The 15,861-nt window shown below is 68.8% G+C and carries 15 protein-coding genes and 1 pseudogene; 5 read left to right on the top strand and 11 right to left on the bottom strand.

All coding sequences use genetic code 11. The features are described from left to right. The first annotated feature begins 131 nt into the window (after window positions 1-131). Together ACFPIJ_RS29550 and ACFPIJ_RS29545 are read left to right on the top strand one after the other, a co-directional pair. A complete protein-coding gene (locus ACFPIJ_RS29550) occupies window positions 132-2,459 on the top strand; it encodes a BTAD domain-containing putative transcriptional regulator (protein WP_380119601.1) in 2,328 nt (775 codons plus the stop codon). Next, entirely contained in the window at window positions 2,456-3,361 is a 906-nt protein-coding gene (locus ACFPIJ_RS29545) for a DUF2637 domain-containing protein (RefSeq protein ID WP_380119599.1), read from the top strand. The genes ACFPIJ_RS29550 and ACFPIJ_RS29545 overlap by 4 nt, the downstream gene beginning before the upstream one ends. 294 nt (window positions 3,362-3,655) lie before the next feature. Here the strand turns inward: ACFPIJ_RS29545 and ACFPIJ_RS29540 are convergent, their stop codons facing one another. The 3 genes from ACFPIJ_RS29540 to ACFPIJ_RS29530 all read right to left on the bottom strand — a co-directional run bounded on the left by ACFPIJ_RS29540 (window position 3,656) and on the right by ACFPIJ_RS29530 (window position 6,212). Continuing rightward, window positions 3,656-3,928 (bottom strand): hypothetical protein, encoded by a 273-nt coding sequence (locus tag ACFPIJ_RS29540; RefSeq protein ID WP_380119597.1) that lies wholly within the window; start codon window positions 3,926-3,928, stop codon window positions 3,656-3,658. A 476-nt stretch (window positions 3,929-4,404) separates the two neighbouring features. Next, window positions 4,405-5,067: a response regulator gene (locus tag ACFPIJ_RS29535; RefSeq protein ID WP_380119595.1), complete on the bottom strand. Its 663-nt coding sequence runs from the start codon at window positions 5,065-5,067 to the stop codon at window positions 4,405-4,407. Further along, a complete protein-coding gene (locus ACFPIJ_RS29530; RefSeq protein ID WP_380119593.1) occupies window positions 5,064-6,212 on the bottom strand; it encodes a sensor histidine kinase in 1,149 nt (382 codons plus the stop codon). The genes ACFPIJ_RS29535 and ACFPIJ_RS29530 overlap by 4 nt, the downstream gene beginning before the upstream one ends. 135 nt (window positions 6,213-6,347) lie before the next feature. Here ACFPIJ_RS29530 and ACFPIJ_RS29525 point away from each other — a divergent pair, with 135 nt between their 5' ends. The 3 genes from ACFPIJ_RS29525 to ACFPIJ_RS29515 are packed head-to-tail and all read left to right on the top strand — an operon-like array spanning window position 6,348 to window position 9,561. Beyond that, the gene (locus ACFPIJ_RS29525) at window positions 6,348-7,271 is read left to right on the top strand and encodes an ABC transporter ATP-binding protein (RefSeq protein WP_380119591.1); all 924 of its coding nucleotides are present in this window, start codon (window positions 6,348-6,350) and stop codon (window positions 7,269-7,271) included. After that, window positions 7,268-8,776: a hypothetical protein gene (locus tag ACFPIJ_RS29520; RefSeq protein WP_380119589.1), complete on the top strand. Its 1,509-nt coding sequence runs from the start codon at window positions 7,268-7,270 to the stop codon at window positions 8,774-8,776. The genes ACFPIJ_RS29525 and ACFPIJ_RS29520 overlap by 4 nt, the downstream gene beginning before the upstream one ends. Next, a complete protein-coding gene (locus tag ACFPIJ_RS29515) occupies window positions 8,776-9,561 on the top strand; it encodes an ABC transporter permease (RefSeq protein ID WP_380120946.1) in 786 nt (261 codons plus the stop codon). The genes ACFPIJ_RS29520 and ACFPIJ_RS29515 overlap by 1 nt, the downstream gene beginning before the upstream one ends. Before the next feature lie 108 nt (window positions 9,562-9,669). On the opposite strand, the pseudogene ACFPIJ_RS29510 reads toward ACFPIJ_RS29515, so the two are convergent. From ACFPIJ_RS29510 to ACFPIJ_RS29475, 8 genes and pseudogenes are all read right to left on the bottom strand, one after another. Beyond that, window positions 9,670-9,891: pseudogene (locus ACFPIJ_RS29510) on the bottom strand (response regulator transcription factor); the annotation flags it as partial. Between the two features lie 305 nt (window positions 9,892-10,196). Continuing rightward, window positions 10,197-11,225 (bottom strand): tyrosine-type recombinase/integrase, encoded by a 1,029-nt coding sequence (locus tag ACFPIJ_RS29505; protein ID WP_380119587.1) that lies wholly within the window; start codon window positions 11,223-11,225, stop codon window positions 10,197-10,199. Further along, window positions 11,215-11,679: a hypothetical protein gene (locus tag ACFPIJ_RS29500; protein ID WP_380119585.1), complete on the bottom strand. Its 465-nt coding sequence runs from the start codon at window positions 11,677-11,679 to the stop codon at window positions 11,215-11,217. The genes ACFPIJ_RS29505 and ACFPIJ_RS29500 overlap by 11 nt, the downstream gene beginning before the upstream one ends. A 356-nt stretch (window positions 11,680-12,035) precedes the next feature. Further along, window positions 12,036-12,689 (bottom strand): hypothetical protein, encoded by a 654-nt coding sequence (locus tag ACFPIJ_RS29495; RefSeq protein WP_380119583.1) that lies wholly within the window; start codon window positions 12,687-12,689, stop codon window positions 12,036-12,038. A 78-nt stretch (window positions 12,690-12,767) separates the two neighbouring features. Then, window positions 12,768-13,745 carry an HNH endonuclease gene (locus tag ACFPIJ_RS29490; protein WP_380119581.1) on the bottom strand — a complete coding sequence of 326 codons (978 nt, stop codon included), beginning with the start codon at window positions 13,743-13,745 and terminating at the stop codon, window positions 12,768-12,770. Window positions 13,746-13,928: 183 nt separating this feature from the next. Beyond that, complete coding sequence (locus tag ACFPIJ_RS29485) at window positions 13,929-14,249, bottom strand: hypothetical protein (protein WP_380119579.1); 321 nt, start codon at window positions 14,247-14,249, stop codon at window positions 13,929-13,931. A gap of 66 nt (window positions 14,250-14,315) precedes the next feature. Next, window positions 14,316-14,846 carry a hypothetical protein gene (locus tag ACFPIJ_RS29480; protein WP_380119577.1) on the bottom strand — a complete coding sequence of 177 codons (531 nt, stop codon included), beginning with the start codon at window positions 14,844-14,846 and terminating at the stop codon, window positions 14,316-14,318. A 253-nt stretch (window positions 14,847-15,099) separates the two neighbouring features. Beyond that, window positions 15,100-15,693: a hypothetical protein gene (locus ACFPIJ_RS29475; RefSeq protein ID WP_380119575.1), complete on the bottom strand. Its 594-nt coding sequence runs from the start codon at window positions 15,691-15,693 to the stop codon at window positions 15,100-15,102. Between the last annotated feature and the right edge of the window lie 168 nt (window positions 15,694-15,861).

Below are 15,861 nucleotides of genomic sequence, written 5' to 3'. Positions count from 1 at the left end.
ACTTCGTGTGACCGTTTGTGATGCCGTGTGAACTGCGGATCCGTTCCATCCGGTGTGTTGTTCGTCGATGCTTGCCGCGGGGGGCCGAGGTCCCGAGGTCACCCGGCGGCTCGTCGACTTGGAGGTCACCGATGTATCCGACCCGCACCCGGTCCTTGCCGGTCCGGTCCGGCCGGCGACCGGTTCACAGCGTCGGACGGCTGCTCCTCGGTGGGCTGACCGCGATCGTCGGTCTGCTCAGCCTTGCCGTCCTGCCGTACCCGCTGTGGCTCGTCGCCTGCGCCTGCTGGCAGAGCATCGACTGGGCCGAGTCGGTCAGCCAGCCGATCAACGCGCCGCTGCTCATCCTCGCCGCGGTCGCCACCGCCTGGGTGTGGTGGTGCTGGCTGCTGTACGCGACGATCGCCGACACCGTCACCGCCCTACGCGGCAACGGCAACCGGCGGATACGGCTGCCGATGTCGCTGCACCGGGTGGTCACCGCCGCCGCGGGCCTGCTCGGCACGCTCCTGCAACCGGGTGTTGCAGCCGCCGGCTCGGTGGCGGCGACACCGGCACTGCAGACCCACGACACGGCGAACCGGTCGACGGCCGTCCAGAGTGGTCCGCCCGTCGTTGCCGTTCCGGCGAGCACCGTGTCGGCGCCGGGTGCGGTGCCCGCGGAGCCGGTCATCTACGTCGTGCGCCGCGGGGATGCGCTGGCTCGGATCGCGAGGAACGAGCTCGGCGACGCGAAACGATGGCCGGAGATCTACACCCTCAACCGCGGCGCCCGTTTTCCCGGCGTCGGCGGTACCCTCACCAACCCGGACGTGATCTATCCCGGCTGGCGGCTGAAGATCCCGGCCCCGCCCGTCGCGACCGTCACCCAGGAACCGCCGAGACCGGTCGACGTCGCACCGGCCACCACGACAGCACCGCCCACGACGCCTCCGGCACAGGCCAGCGTCGAGGCCGAGCCGCCGGCAACCGCGGACAGCGGCTCGAAGTACCGACTCACCGATCTGCTGCCGTGGCTCGCGCTGCTCAGCGCACCGGCCGTCATCGTGCTCCTGCGCCGACGTCGCCGCGCGGGCATCCGCCCGGCCAGCCCTGCCGTCGAGAACCGGACCGAAGCCCGGAGCAGGTCCCGGACTGCCGCGGCTGTCCCTGAGGCACGTGCCGGCACCTCTCTCGCCCCGCCGGCCGCTGACGTTTCGGATGCCGCTGCGGCCGTCTCGGCAGATCCGCTCGAGGCGGCCCGTGAATTCGTTGCCGCTGCACTCGACGACAACCCAGACACGCACGTGATCATTCCCCGGATTACGCTGCGCGTCCTGGCACCGGACCGGCCGCACGCCGCGAACTCCGCCACGCTCACGGTCACCGCAACCGTCGACGACGCTGTCACCGCACTGGAAGCGCAGGCCCTGCACCGAGCCCGGCTCATGGAAGAACACGACGTCGATGACTACGCCGACCTGCGCGACATCGAAGCCCTGCCGTCGATCGTGCTCGTCGCACACGCCGACCGGCCGCAGCAGGCCCGGATCGCCGCCGCAGCCGAGCAGGGCCAGGCCTTCGACATCCACGCGATCACCCTTGACCACCCGGCGTCCGCCGTCCGGCGTGACCCGCCCCTACCCGCGCCGGAGCACCTACCGGCGACCAACGACGAGCCCGCTGCCCCGAGCACAGCGGACCCGCCTGCATCGGAGAAGGTGCAGGTACGGGTCATCGGCGACGTCAACGTCCTGGACCGTCGAGGCAAAGTCGTCCCGGGGTTCCGCGGCCGCGCCAAGGAACTGCTCGCCTACCTGACCGTTCACCGTGACGGCGCGGAACTGCCCGACATCATGGAGGCACTCTGGCCGGAGGCGACCGTGAACAGGGCCACCGAACGCCTCTCCACCGAAGTGGCGAACCTGCGCCGGACCATCCGGACCGCCGCAGGTGACGGCAGCGTTCAAGCCGTGCACAACCCGGGCGGCCGGTACCGGCTGAACACCGACGCTCTCGACATCGACGCCTGGCAACTCGACCAGGCCCTCACGGCCGACGACCCCGACGCACCCGACCGGGAGACGCGCCTGCGCGCCGCTGTCGCCGTGCACACCGGCGAACTCGGCGGAGCGGCCACGTACGCGTGGATCGAGACAGCACGGGAACTGTGCCGGCGACAGGGGATCACCGTCAGACAGCGGCTCGCCGCAGTCGTTGCCTCCACCAGCCTGGCCGAGGCGGCGGCGCTGCTCGACGCCGCTGCTGACGTCGACCCGTACAGCGACACCCTCGCCCGCGCCGCGATCGAGGCACACGCCGCTCTCGGCGACACCGACACGGCCCGGCACCGTTACACCCAGCTGCGGGCAGCTCTCGCCGACATCGACGAACAGCCCGATGCCGCCACCAAGGCCCTCGTCGAGACCGTCCTGGGCCGCGACGCACTCGACGACGAACCGGGCGAGGCGACGGCATGACCCCGGTGACCAGCGACGCCGGCCAGATCGTGGATCAACCGGGTAAGCCGGTACCTGACGATGCGCAGTTGCGGCGGCTGCGGCTGATGCAGTGGACGTTGCGGGGGACCTTGGGCCTGGCGCTTGCGGTGAGCATGGCCGCCAACGTCCTGCACGCTGCACCGGACCCCGTCGCCCGCAGCATCGCCGCCTGGTCACCGCTGGCGCTGTACGCCGCTATCGAGGTCATGACCCGCGTGCCGATCCGCAACCGGCTGCTCGGCGGTATCCGTATCGTCGCGACCGTCGCCATCGCGGTCATCGCCGGCGTCACCAGTTACCTGCACATGGTCGGCGTCGCCGAACGCTACGGCGAAAGCTGGCAGGTCGTGTACCTGCTACCGATCAGCGTCGACGGCCTCGTCGCCGTGCTCACCCTCAGCCTGCTGGACATCGCTACCCAGGTCCGCACCATCAGTGCAGGACCGCCCGTTGCACAGCAGTACCTCGACGGACGAGCCGCCGCTACACCGTTCGTGGCGCCGACCGCCGTCGTTGTCCCGACGCGCGTGCTGGCCGGCAGCCCCGCAAGCGACGGCGCAGCCGCCTCGAGGGCCACCGCCGCACCGCTAGAGGAACCTACACGTATGCGACGACCCAGCGGGCGACGACCAGCCAGCAGCCCCAGGTCAACGGCTCCGTCACAGGCCACGACCACGGATTCACCCGACGGCGCTGAGGCGCTACCGGCCGAACTACGGCACCTGCTCGAACCAGCGGCAAGCGCCTACGCGGACTTGCGGGCAGCTGGAACACCGATCACAAGAGACACCTTTGCCGCGGCGCTCCGCGACAGAGGTCAACCACTTCGCAGCACCAAGATCACGCCGCTGCTGTCCGCTGTTCGTGCCAGATACAAGTAGGCCGGTTCACAGGCGCGGACGGACCGAGTCGTGCAAGGTACCCGACGACGGCCGTACACGTACGCCACCGTGGCATTGGTTGGACGCCCGGTGGGTTAGCCATCGGTCCGTGTTGAAGGGGGGATGTGAACCCCCACCCATAGCACCCCTGCAAGAAACAGGGGTTCATGCGTTTTATGCTATCGACACCGAGTCATTCCTTCAAGCGGGATCGGGGGCTTCACTTGCGTCATCGTAAACCGTCGGATGCAGGGACCGGTGCCAGCACGGTATTACTCATTGCTATGCGATCCGCTACGGGATGTAGGTTGCGTCGCGGCGGTCGACGACGAACGCGACGCTGTGCCGTGCGCGGGTGACCGCGACGTAGAGCCGGTCGGGTGCCTTGAGCGGGCTGGGTTCTGCGGTCCTCAGGTAGGCGAGTATCAGCTTGGTAGGAAAGATGTGGACCCGGTCGTAGGTGCTGCCCTTGAATAGCCCGATGGTCAGTGCGGGCAGGCCCATGGTTTGCACGGCGCAGCTGTTGCGCGGGACGGTCGGCCCGTATTTGGCAATGTAGGCGGGCACGTCGGCGTGGGCGATCGCGAAGACGCCGTTGTGGCCAGGCGCATTTGTCGTCGTGGTATTTGGTCGGTGGCATGGTCGGGTGGAGCGCGTCTGCCCAACACAGATCTACTGATTGCATTGCCAGCTTTCAGCGCGGGTTCGACGGTGCACCGGTCGGTTCGTGTCTGAAGCCAATTCAGCAGTCCGGCGACACGGTATTTCATGTGGCGCGGGGAGTTGTTCGACTCGGTCGCCTGGTCGACCTCGTCCAACGAGTACTACGACACCCGCTCCGGCGGGCACGTCGAGCCGAAACAGGCCGCCCAGCCGGCCAGCGGGAACCGCGGCGTGGCGGGACATGGCCTCACCGACCTGCGCCACTTCAAGACCGCGGGAAGTGCCGAAAACCACCGACCTCGAACGCGGGACCGGCGGTGGCGTTCGCCGTCGACAATCGGTCCGGCGAGCCCACCACCGGAGCTCAGCGAGTACGAGCCTCAACGTTTCCAGCCTTGGCGGCGGGCCACGAGCCCGGTTTCGTAGGCGTAAATCGCGGCTTGGGTGCGGTCGCGGAGGCTGAGTTTGGCCAGGAGCCGGCTGACGTGGGACTTCACGGTCTCTTCGGTGATGACCAGACGGACGGCGATCTCCTGGTTGGACAGGCCCTCGGCGATCAGCTGCAAGACGTCGGTTTCCCGGCCGGTGAGTTCAGCCGGTGTGCGTCGCGGCGCGGGGCGCGGTGTTGCGAACTGGGCGATGAGCCGGCGGGTGATGGACGGGGCGAGCATGGCGTCGCCGGCGGCGACCACGCGGACCGCGTCGAACAGCTGCTGGGCGGTGACATCTTTGAGCAGGAAGCCGCTGGCTCCCGCGGCCAGTGCGTTGTACACGTACTCGTCGAGATCGAAGGTGGTCAGCATAATCACCTTCGGGGCGGGGTCACCGGCGCAGAGCAGCCGGGTTGCTTCGATGCCGTCGAGGTTGGGCATTCGTACGTCCATCAGTACGAGGTCGGGTTGCTGCTCGCGCGACCGGCCGACGGCCTCGACGCCGTCGGCTGCGGTGGCGACGACCTCGATGTCCGGCTGGGTCTGCAGCAGGACCGAGAAGGCGGCGCGCACAACTTCCTGGTCGTCGGCGACAACCACGCGGATGGTCATATCGGTAGCCTCGCTCTGATCAGGTACCCGCCCGAGGGTGCGCGCCCGGCCCCGAACTGGCCACCGAGCATGGTGGTGCGTTCCCGCATGCCGGTGAGGCCGTGGCCGCCGGACTCCGCGTCGTGCGGTCCCGGCCCGGTGTCCTGGACCTGGACTTCGAGGGTGTCGGCGGAGTAGGTCAGGTCGACGTCGACGGCTGCGCCCGGTGCGTGGCGGCGGGCGTTGGTGAGGGCTTCTTGCACGATGCGGTAGGCGATCAGTTCGATGCCGGAGTCCAGCGGCCGGACCGGGCCGCGCAGCGTGAGCCGGATGGTGGCACCCTGGGACGGCCGGGCGCCCGCGACCAGGTTGGCCAGTTGGTCCAGGCCGGGTTGCGGTTCGCGTTCGTCTGGTTCGGCGTCGGCGTCGGTGCGCAGGACGCCGAGCAGGCGGCGCATCTCGGCCAAGGCGGTGCGGGCGTTGCCGGCGATGGTCGCGAACTCCGCGGCGTTGGCGGCGGCCGGCCGGTCGGCCACGAATTGGGCGGCTTCGGCCCTCACCGCGATCAGCGACACGTGGTGTGCCACCACGTCGTGCAACTCTCGGGCGATGCGGGCCCGTTCCCCTCGCGCGACATGCTCGAGCAAGGCTCCCTGCATTGCGCGGACCGATGCCTGACGTTGGACGGATGCCCGGCGGGTACGCCAGAGCGCCCCGACTGCGGCGGCGGCGAGGATCACCCCCGACACGATCGCGGCGAGGTGTTGCCGTTGGGTGACTGCCAGGACCAGCGCCGCCGCTGCCGGCGTCGCGGCCAGCCCCGCGTGCAGCGGCGGGCAACGGCGGCCGGCCAGCCAGGCCGCCACGACCGCCGCGATCATGACCGCGACGGTCGGCTGACCGTCCGCGGCGAACGAGAACACGTACGCCACCAGGATCGTGACCAGCGCGGCGACGGGCTGCAGCGAGAGCAACGCCAACGGCACGGTCCCAACCAGGGTCAGCATCAGCGCCTGGGCACCTGCCGGGCCGGAGCCGCTCGTCTCGGCGACGACCTGCGCCATGCCGAGCAGCGCGAGACCGGCGACGGCCAGCTGCGCCCAGGTCACGCCGGGCAGCGGCGACCGCCACCCGGCATCCCCGCCCGGTCGCGACACACGGATCATTCTTGCCGTTCGCCTCCGGATTGACGTCACCGACGAGAGGCAATTCCGCGTCGGGCGATGCGCTCTTGAGAGGGAGGCGCGATTGCGCTCCACAGCGTGATGTGCGCGAGCGATGGAGTTCGTAGCGTCGTGACCATGCAATCGACCATCGAGGTCAACGGTTTGACCAAGCGCTACGGCCAGGCCACGGCCGTCGACAACGTGACCTTCGCTGTGCGTCCGGGTGAGGTGACTGCGTTCATCGGACCCAACGGCGCCGGCAAGTCGACCACCATGCGGATCATCCTCGGTCTTGACTCGGCCGACGGCACCGTGTTGATCAACGGATCACGCTACCGCGATCTTGACGATCCGCTGCGGGTGATCGGCGCCCTGCTCGACGCCAACGCCGTGCACCCGGGTCGGACCGCCCGCAACCATCTGCGCTGGCTGGCGTACACCAACAGCATCCCGGCCGCCCGCGTCGACGCGGTTCTGGCCCAGGTCGGCCTCAGCTCGGTCGCCAACAAACGAGTCGGTGGCTTCTCCCTGGGCATGCGCCAACGGCTTGGCATCGCCGGCGCGTTGCTGGGCGACCCGCCGATCCTGATGTTCGACGAGCCCGGCAACGGCCTGGACCCCGAAGGCGTCATCTGGATCCGCACCTTCATGCGCGAACTCGCCGCCGCAGGCCGCACCGTGTTCGTCTCCAGTCACCTGATGAGCGAGCTCGAAGGCACCGCCGACCACCTCCTGATCATGGGTGTAGGCCGGTTGGTCGCCGACATCAGCATGGCCGAACTCCTGGCCGGTGCGTCCGGCGACCGCATCGACGTCCGCACGCCCCAGCCGACCGAGGCGATGACGGCCCTGGCCAACGCTGGCGGCGAGGCCAGCACCTTGACGACCGGCGTGATCACCGTCCGCGGGCTGGCCGGCGACCAGGTCGCCGCCGCGCTGGCCGCTGCCCAGGTCACGTTCACCGAGATGCGCGCCCACCAGGCGTCCCTGGAAGAGGCATATCTGGACCTGACCAGGAACGTCACCGAGTTCAGCGCGAGTCCGGAGGCCGCAACATGAGTTCCTGGAGCCGCTACCGCCGCCTGGTCGGCGCCGAACTGTTCAAGTTGCGCACCGTGCGCCGCTGGGTCATCGTCCTGATCGCGCTGATCCCGCTGACCGCAGGGTTCGCGTTGCTGCTGTCGTCCACATTCAAGTACAGCCCCGGGGGTCTGCCCCCGATCGTCGGACCGCACGGCCTGGCGGTGCAGGACCAGTTCCGGTTCATGCACCAGCCGATGACCGGCGACGGCAGCATCACCGTGCACGTCACCGAGCAGCACCTGCCCCCGCAGGAACGGGAGATCATCCGCGACAACGGCGAGGTCGTCGTCCCGGTACTGCAGGACCGGGCCGGCGCCGGTATCATGATCAAATCCGCCGCACAGGCGGGCGCCGCCTACGCGGCGATCATGGTCACACCGCATGCCGGGGTCCTGATGTCGAGCAACTTCGGCGACGACATCACCGGACCGGCCGCGACCAGCCCGCAGTGGCTGCGCCTGGACCGCACCGGTCCCACCGTCACCGGGTACACCAGCGAAGACGGCGCCGCGTGGACCAAGGTCGCGACGGTCAGCGTGCCGCAGTTGCCCGCGACCGCGCAGGTCGGCCTGTTCGCGTCCTCGCCCGACGAGACCAAACTTGAGAAGTCGCTGGGTTCGACGTCGCTCGGGTTGCGCCCGACGCAGAGCGTCGCGACGTTCGACAACCTCAAGGTTCCCGGATCCGTCGCCGGCGAATGGGTCAGCGACGACATCGGCAGCGTCGACCGGTCCGGCGAGTCCCCGGAGAAGGGCAACGGGCCGCAAGGCAGCACCCGCGCGCTCGACGGCACGTACACGCTGCAAGGCTCGGGCACGTTCAGGACCAATCTGATGCCCGACGACCCGGTCGAAGGCGCCCTGATTCCGCTGTTCTTCGGCCTCATGCTGCTCATCCCGATCGCGGTCCTGTTCATCACCACCGAACACAAACGCCCACTGTTGAAGCTGACCTTCGCCGCCAGCCCGCATCGCGGCACCGTGATCGCGGCCAAGGCCACCGTCATCGCGGTGACCGGCTTCGTCCTGGGCACCGTCGCGGCCCTGGTCTCGTATTCGGTGTCGATGCCGAGAATGAGGGCCAACGGCTACGCCCCACCGAACTTCCAGACCGTTTCCCTCGGTGACATCGACGTGTGGCGGGCCATCGTCGGCAGCGGCGCGCTGTTCGCCGGGATCGCGGTCCTGGCCCTGGGGCTCGGCGCCATCATGCGGCACTCCGCGGCGGCGATCGCCACCACCATCGCGCTGGTCATCGTCCCGATGTTCATCGGCACCCCGCTGCCGCTCGCCGCCGCACGGTGGCTGATGTACCTCACCCCCGCCGGTGGCTTCGCCATGCAACGGACACTGCCGCCGGACCCGACCCTCGCGGTGCCGTCCTCGATGATCTGGCCATGGCAGGGCCTGGCTGCGGTAGCCGGCTATGCGATCCTGGCCACGGTGATCGGGATCCGGCTGACCCGAAAGCGAGACGCGTGATGCGGCTGCTGCAGGCCGAAGGCAGCAAACTCGCGACCGTACGCGGCACCTGGTGGCTGCTGGCCGGGGTCCTGGTCATGATGGTCGGCATCGCCGCGGCGGTGACGCTCAACGTGGACCTGCCGCACTGCGGCCCCGACACGACGTGCATGGAAGACACGCCCCGGCTGAGCCTGTTCGGCACCCGCCTGGCGCAGGTGCTCGTCGTGGTCCTGGCCGCGGCGGTCATCTGCAGTGAGTACGAGAACCGCATGGCGATGACCACCTTCTCGGCCACACCCAAGCGGCTGCGGGTCTACGCGGCCAAAGCTGCCGTGCTCACCGCGGCCGTCGCCGTGGTCGGGGCGGCCGCGGTCGCGGGGACGTTGCTGTTGGCCCGATTCACGTTGCCGTATCACGGATACACAGCCGCTCGCGGATACCCCGTGCTGTCGGCGACCGACGGCGACCTGCAGCGAGCCGCCGGAGGCACCGTGCTGTACCTGTGCCTGGTCGGGTTGATGAGTCTCGGCATCGGGGCGGCCACCCGCAGCCAGGCCACCACTATCAGCACCGTGCTCGGCCTGCTGTTCCTGTTCCCGTTGGCGCGTGCGTTCGTGACCGCGCCCCGGTGGCAGGACCGGCTCCACAAGTGGGGACCGATGGACGCCGGGCTGGCCATCCAGAACACCCTGCATCCGGCACCTGGCCCCATCAGCCCGTGGCACGGCCTCGGCGTCCTGGCGCTGTGGGCCCTGGCCGCGCTGGTCGCCGGCGCGCTGGTGGTTCGCTTCCGAGACGCCTGACGTGCTGCGGCGGAGCCGACTCGGGCGACGTCCTGGGCCGGCCTCGCCGCGGTGCGGACGTTCGCTGCGGCTCACCCGTCCCGGCGGGCGGTGGCAAGCCGCGCGGGGGTCCGGCATAGCCCGGATCCGGCGGGTGGCCTCGATGCCGTCGATGCCCGGCATCCGCACGTCCATGAGGACCACGTCGGGGCAGGTCTCGGCGACGACGGTCACGGCCTGCAGCCCGTCGCCGGCCCCACCGACCACGGTCATGTCGTCCACGCCATCGAAGATCATCTGGAACCTGGCGCGGACGAGGAACTGGTCGTCGGCGATCACGACGCGGATCATGCGACCAGCTCCCGAGCCGCGGTGAGCCGTCGCGCAGTCGTCCTGTTTGGCAAGCCGACGAAACCACGGTCGGCGAGGCGGCCGGACAGCTCGGATATCTCCTCGGCAGCGGTTCGCTGTACGCGACTTCTGGGGGCCGGCATTTGCGTCGCCGGACTGCTGGCCTGCGCGATTGTCCTCACATGCCGGACCAGTTGCCACGACTGCGGCGGCCTTCCGTCCGACGAGCAGCAAATGGCGGCAACCTTTGACCACAGATGAGCGCGTCACGGCAGCGCTGCGGGGCCGCCGTGTTCAAGGTCGCGCTAGACCACTCGGTTCCCGTCAATTGACTGCGCAAGCGGATGCGGCTGGCCGGTCATGGCGGCGAGCGCGTTAGCGACGGCTTGGAGGTCGGCGCGGATGTAGGTCGTGGTGGCCGGCCCGGTGGTGTCGGTGTGGCCGGCGTAGGCGCGGGCGGTGCCGTAGCCGAAGTGTCGTTCGACCCAGGTGAGGGTGGTGTGGCGTAGCCAGTGGGCGGTGATGCCCTGGGCGGCGACCCAGTGCAGGTGGTTGCCGATGCGCCGCCAGAGCTGGTCGTAGCGGCGGCTGGTCAAGGCGCGACCATTGCGGTACCGAAGCAGCGGGTCGGTTGGTACGACGGCGCCGCGGATGGCGGCGTGCTGGACAAGGCTGGCGGCGAGGTCGAGGCTGATCGGCTGCCAGCGCACCGTGCCGCCCTTCTCGCGCAGCAGGAGTAGGCCGCGTTCGGCGTCCAGGTCCTGCAGGCGCAACCCGAGGGCACCGGCGCGCCGGCAGGCGGTTTCGGTGTGCAGTCGCAGCAGTAGCGCGTCCAGGATCGTGTCGTTGCCGGTCGTGCGGGCGACGAGGTTGATGTCGGTCAGTTCGGCCGGTGTCAGTGCTCGTCGGGTGGTGGGTAGCCGCCGGGGCTTGCGGACTCGGTGGGCCGGGCTGTCCGCGGCGTCGATGAGACCGTCGGCGATGGCCACGTTGTAGAAGGCGCGGGCGGCGGCGATGAGCAGCTCGCCGGCGTGGCGGCCGCCGCGGCTGTTGCGCCGGGCTCGGGCGTTGTCAACGACGCGTCGCTGGAGCGCCTGGATGTCGCTCGCGGAGACGGTGTCGATGGTGAGGTCGCCCCAGGCCGTGGTCATGCGCTGCCAGTAGCTGCGGTACGCGCGTAGCGCGCCGGGACCGGCCGCGGCGAGGACCTGTGGGAGGTACTCGTCGAACGTCGGCAGCGTGGGTCGGGCGTCGCGCTGCAGGTCGGCGAGGGTGACGCCGAGCTCGGCCAGAGTCGTCCAGGCGGCGTCGAGCCGCTCGCGATCAGCTGGCATCGCCTGCGGCGAACTGGTCGGCCAGGAGTCGCGTGATGGTCCGGGCCGGGTACACCAGCAGCAGGTCATTGGCGGGATCGGCGAGTAGGACAACCACGGCGCCAGCGGCTAGGTGACACATCTGGCGGATCGGCGCCGGGATGGCGAGCAGGCCGGTGGCGCCGATGGTGTGGCTCGCTGCCGGGCTGGATGTCGCCGTGACGGCGCCGTGCGCAATGTCGAACTGGATACGGTGCCCCGGCGGCCAGCCCAGCCGGTGCAGCAGCGGGCGGGCCGAGACCCGGCCGGACGGATCGAGCCGGCCCACGTCCAGGTGCGGCTCGACCTGGTCAGGCCCGGTGCGAGGTGCGGGCAGCTGGGGCAGCGGTGGCCGTGGCGGGCGGGCGCGGGGGAGTGGTGCCGGGATGAGCGCCGCGATCATCTGCTCGGCCGGGGCCGGAACGTTGCGCGGCACGCGGGTCATCTTCGCTGCCAGAGCGCGGCCCGCACATGCTGAAACCCGACCGGGTTGTCACCCGCTCGGGTCGCGTTGGATGCTACGAGTTCGAGGATCTTGGTAAACATTCACCAAGACCAGTGTCGAAGGGGGGATTAACCCCCACCCATAGCATCCCTGCCCGAAGCGGGGATTCATGTGACTAACCTATAGACGAGACGCGAGTATTTCAACTATCAAAGTTGAGCTTTGACCGCCCGTACTGTTGTGATCTGGCGCACGAGTGCGTCTGAATCGATAGCGGCGCTCGTGCGAGCGGATACTTGCGGCCACGGTCGTGTTGGTCGACTGCGCCGCAGATCCGTCGGCGCTGCTCAGCTGGTGCGCCGCAAGCGCTGCCCCTCTGCACTGGCGGACCAGCTACTCTGCGACTGATCGGGGTTCTGGTGCATTCGAGGCAACCCAACCTCGACTTTCAAGTCGGCTGCACTCACTACGGTGAACGACTGGCCCAGTCTGGCTCTATGGATCCAGCCATTGGTCAGTAGTAGCCAGCCGGAATCGGCCACGGCATTTAAGCTGCGGACGGTATCGAGCGTGGACTCTGCGACGTTCAGCCATATCGCGGCCGCCTCGCCGGTCACGTCGCCGGGTAGCGGAAAGCACAGGCCGCCCGGGAACTGAATGTATCGCAGACCGTTTTTCATAAGGCGGTGATCGGTGTCGAAGTCGAGGCGCACCTGCAGAACAGATTGGCTGACGCTTCCTTCTCCCCAGGAAACCTCGACTGAGCGAATGAGTGAGTCGTCCACGAGCAGCCGGTCCGCGCCGACGAAGCTGTCGATCAACGGTTTGAGCCAGTTGTCAAGATCCGGCTCAACGTCGGACTCCCACCGTCGGCGCGGCACCGCCCACTGTCGGACGCTCAGCGTGACCTGGGAGTCGATCACGAAATCGAAGGCGGCCAGCTTCGCAGCGAGGGCGGCGTCGAACGCCGCGCGTGCGGTCTTCTTCGCCTGCAACGACACCGGCTCAACCTGAGGCTGAAGGTCAACTGTCCGTCGCCGCCTGGGCCGTCGAACGGGTAGTCGGTCGTCATCGTCACCTCAGCATGAGGTCGGGGTGCTGGCCGGCGATCCGTGTGATCGACCTGGCCGTTCGGGCAGGTGGCGGTCGAGCAGGTAGACGGGCCATCGAGGCCAGGGCACCTCTTTGCCGTTGAGGTCGGCTCGCGGCTCGGCGCCGGTGCTTCGGGCGGTGAGCGCGTCGTGGAGCTGGTGGCAGGTCTGCGGCCGGTCGACGCCGGGCAGCAGGATGAGGCGCTGGCCGAATGCGACGGCGACCCCGCGCAGGTCGTCGGGTTCTTCGACGAACAGGATGCGACGCTGGTCGGCGGGTGCCGTGCGGTCGCGCAGGACTTGGATCGGTGCGATGGCTCTGTCGGGTTCGCGGAACTGCGCACGGTAGGGGTTCATGATCGGCCGGAAGATGTAGTGCCAGCCCAGCGCGGCGAACGCAGCGAGGTAGGCGGCGCGGACCCAAGAGAGCCGGTCCCGGTTGGCGTCGTACCGGTCGCCCTGGATGGTAAAGGCGACGTCAGGGTTCGGGTCTGCCTGGTCGGCGTACTCGTCGAGTGTGCGCAGGTGCGCCGCCTGCTGGCCGGGGTGGTTGCGTTGGGGCACGCCGAAGATCTGCAGGCTGCCGTCGTCGGTCCATTGGATGGTGCCGCGCAGCGGAATCCCGTCCGCGTGGACCGTGACCGGCAGGGTGTGGCCGGTGGCCCGGCCGGCGGCGAAATCCTCGACGTGCCGGCGGCGAACGGCGTGGGCGTCCAGCGCCGTTCCGGCCGTGTTGTTGCATTCGGCGCAGGTCAGCAGGAGACCACGACCACCGAGTGCGTGCGGCGGGACATGCTCCTCGGTGAGTAGCCTGGTGGTGACGGCGGACCGCGGCCATGCCACCAGGCACAGTGGGCAGGCGTACCAATCCTCACCGGCGGGCAATGCGGCACCGAACCCGAGCCGGTCGGCCGCCGCCCGCAGCAGCGGCGCGCCTTCGTCAAACCACCGCAGCCGCTTCTCCACGCTTCGCATCGTGCCGACCGCGACAGGACACAGTCAATCGACATCTTTGCTGCACGAGGTCCCGCGCGTGAGCGCTGCAGGCGAGCCGTATGCGTGCAGCGGACTCAGAGGGATGCGTCAACGCCTTGGCGTCGGTCGCCAACATCACCCGACCGAATGAAGCCGAGGGTCTGATCGCCGAGCTCACGTCGCGATCCGGCCTTCCGCACCGATGAGCCAGTCGGCCCGTACCCAGCTCTCGTCGCAGTGCGAAACGCCCCAATGCCCGCCGCACGGCAGGGCGTCGTCTGGGAACGGCGCAGCGGCGAACGGGTTGTCGAATCGGGTGAGCCGCGGCTGGTATGCGCCGCCGGGAAACCAGTCATGCAGCGAGTACACCGCCGATACTTGTGGGTGTTTCCCATGCGGGTGATGGCGGCCGGTGCCGTAGAAGCCGTCACCGCGCCGGACGGCCTCACCGGTCCGGCAGTCGAACGCTTGGGTGCCGGTCAGCGCGCGGTGCACTTCGCCGACATCGCACCACCGGTCCCGGGCACCTACCACGATGGCGTACGGCTTGCCGTCGGCATTCTACTTGCTGGCTTTGGTGTCGAGCCGGTCTCGGAGGCGGGCTGCCGTGTCGATCAGCCCACCCGTGCACGCACCGCCGACGACGACGGCATCGTCGGCAGTAACGGGGTAGCCGGGCGGCAGCGGCAGGAACTCGAATCTGATCTCGGCGCTGCGGCCGGTGTAGGTTCGCACGGGCCCGCCGGCATCGGCAGGATGCGTCGACGGTTGGTTGCGCAGGTCTTCGATGGTAGAGGTGAGCCACGCGACGAGGTGTTTGATGCTCGGTGCGTCTGTCCACCGTTCGATGTCGAGCACGACCGAGTGTGTCGTCAGCGGTAGCCGCTGGTTGATCTGCTCCACCAGCTGACCGTGCCGGAGCTCCTCGGCGTCCCAGTCCTGCCGCTGCAACAGGGTGAGCACCTCGACCCGGCCGACGTACTGGCCGTCGTTGTCGTACAGGCAGAAGGCCGGCTGCCTGCCGGAACCTTCCTCGTATTCCACCCGGTAGCGTCGCGCCAGCAGGTGATGTACGTACAGCTCGTCGAGCACGCCGAGGAACTGCCGGTCATCCGTGGAGTGCAGCCGCGCCCAGGTGTGCGCCGACTGATCCGGGTACCGGGCGTACAACTCGTTGATCAACCGCCGTCCCGCCGCTGCGTCCGGCCGGGTGACGTCGGTGAACCACACGACCGTGGGCTCCGCCGCTGACAAGCCTCGGTCACGGCGGACTGCTGGTTCATCGAACACCCGCCGCGTCACGCCCCGCCTCCGCAGCTGCCCGCACTTGACCGTCGACCAGATGTCATGACACTTGCCCCGCGGCCTGCTCCATCTTGAGGCCGTCCACGTACGCGTCGATGCACAGCTGGAGCAGCATCAGCCGGCCCGGTGTGACCTCATCCAGATCGACGGCGCCGAACTGCTCGAACGAACCGAGGTCGATTTCCACCTGGGTCCAGTACCGCAAGATGTCCCGCAGGATTTCGACGGCGTCGGTGAACAGTTGCATGTCCGGCTCGAACGCCGGGTCGACGATGTACTTGCCCAACTCGTGAGTGAGCTCGTGGCGATGCGTGTAGATCGCGTCGAGCCGGTCGGCCTGCGCAGTCGTGATGGCCCCGCTATTTACCATCCACAGCAGCGATGCGCGCATCTTGCGCTTCTTCGGGTCCAAGGCCAGCACCTCAGCCTCGTATCCGGCCTCGTTGTAGGTCATGCCTGCCTCGTTGAACCCGATACAGTAGAACGACCGAATCTCGTCGATTACTGCCTCTTTGATCAGCTCATGGGCCACCTGATAGACACCCGCGAACGCCAGCGTCGCGCGAACCCGCCACGGCTCGAGCTTCGCCTCCAGCAAAGCCTGGTATGCGTCCCGATCGAAGTTGCTGTCCACGCGTCCAAGTGTCGCGACACCGCCCGGCCGGCAGAAGCACATTTTCACGATCGGGTGATCCGACTCAGCAGCCTGGATGCCCGCCACGTAGGCGGCCGTTGGGTGAGCACGCGATCATGACGCCGCTCAGCTGCTTGATGGCTTGCTTCGCGAATTACCTGCTCTGGG

Origin of the sequence: Dactylosporangium cerinum, assembly GCF_042653625.1 — a bacterium.
Lineage (GTDB): Bacteria > Actinomycetota > Actinomycetes > Mycobacteriales > Micromonosporaceae > Dactylosporangium > Dactylosporangium cerinum.
Note: the sequence above shows the minus strand (reverse complement) of the source record. Positions and strands in the feature narration are given on the sequence as shown.

What these genes read in the sequence shown, in the direction of transcription:
- ACFPIJ_RS29545 (WP_380119599.1), top strand. Translation starts at nt 2,456, where the DNA reads ATGACCCCGGTGACCAGCGACGCCGGCCAGATCGTGGATCAACCGGGT.
- ACFPIJ_RS29505 (WP_380119587.1), bottom strand. Translation starts at nt 11,225, where the DNA reads ATGCCAGCTGATCGCGAGCGGCTCGACGCCGCCTGGACGACTCTGGCC.
- ACFPIJ_RS29530 (WP_380119593.1), bottom strand. Translation starts at nt 6,212, where the DNA reads ATGATCCGTGTGTCGCGACCGGGCGGGGATGCCGGGTGGCGGTCGCCG.
- ACFPIJ_RS29525 (WP_380119591.1), top strand. Translation starts at nt 6,348, where the DNA reads ATGCAATCGACCATCGAGGTCAACGGTTTGACCAAGCGCTACGGCCAG.
- ACFPIJ_RS29515 (WP_380120946.1), top strand. Translation starts at nt 8,776, where the DNA reads ATGCGGCTGCTGCAGGCCGAAGGCAGCAAACTCGCGACCGTACGCGGC.
- ACFPIJ_RS29520 (WP_380119589.1), top strand. Translation starts at nt 7,268, where the DNA reads ATGAGTTCCTGGAGCCGCTACCGCCGCCTGGTCGGCGCCGAACTGTTC.
- ACFPIJ_RS29550 (WP_380119601.1), top strand. Translation starts at nt 132, where the DNA reads ATGTATCCGACCCGCACCCGGTCCTTGCCGGTCCGGTCCGGCCGGCGA.
- ACFPIJ_RS29535 (WP_380119595.1), bottom strand. Translation starts at nt 5,067, where the DNA reads ATGACCATCCGCGTGGTTGTCGCCGACGACCAGGAAGTTGTGCGCGCC.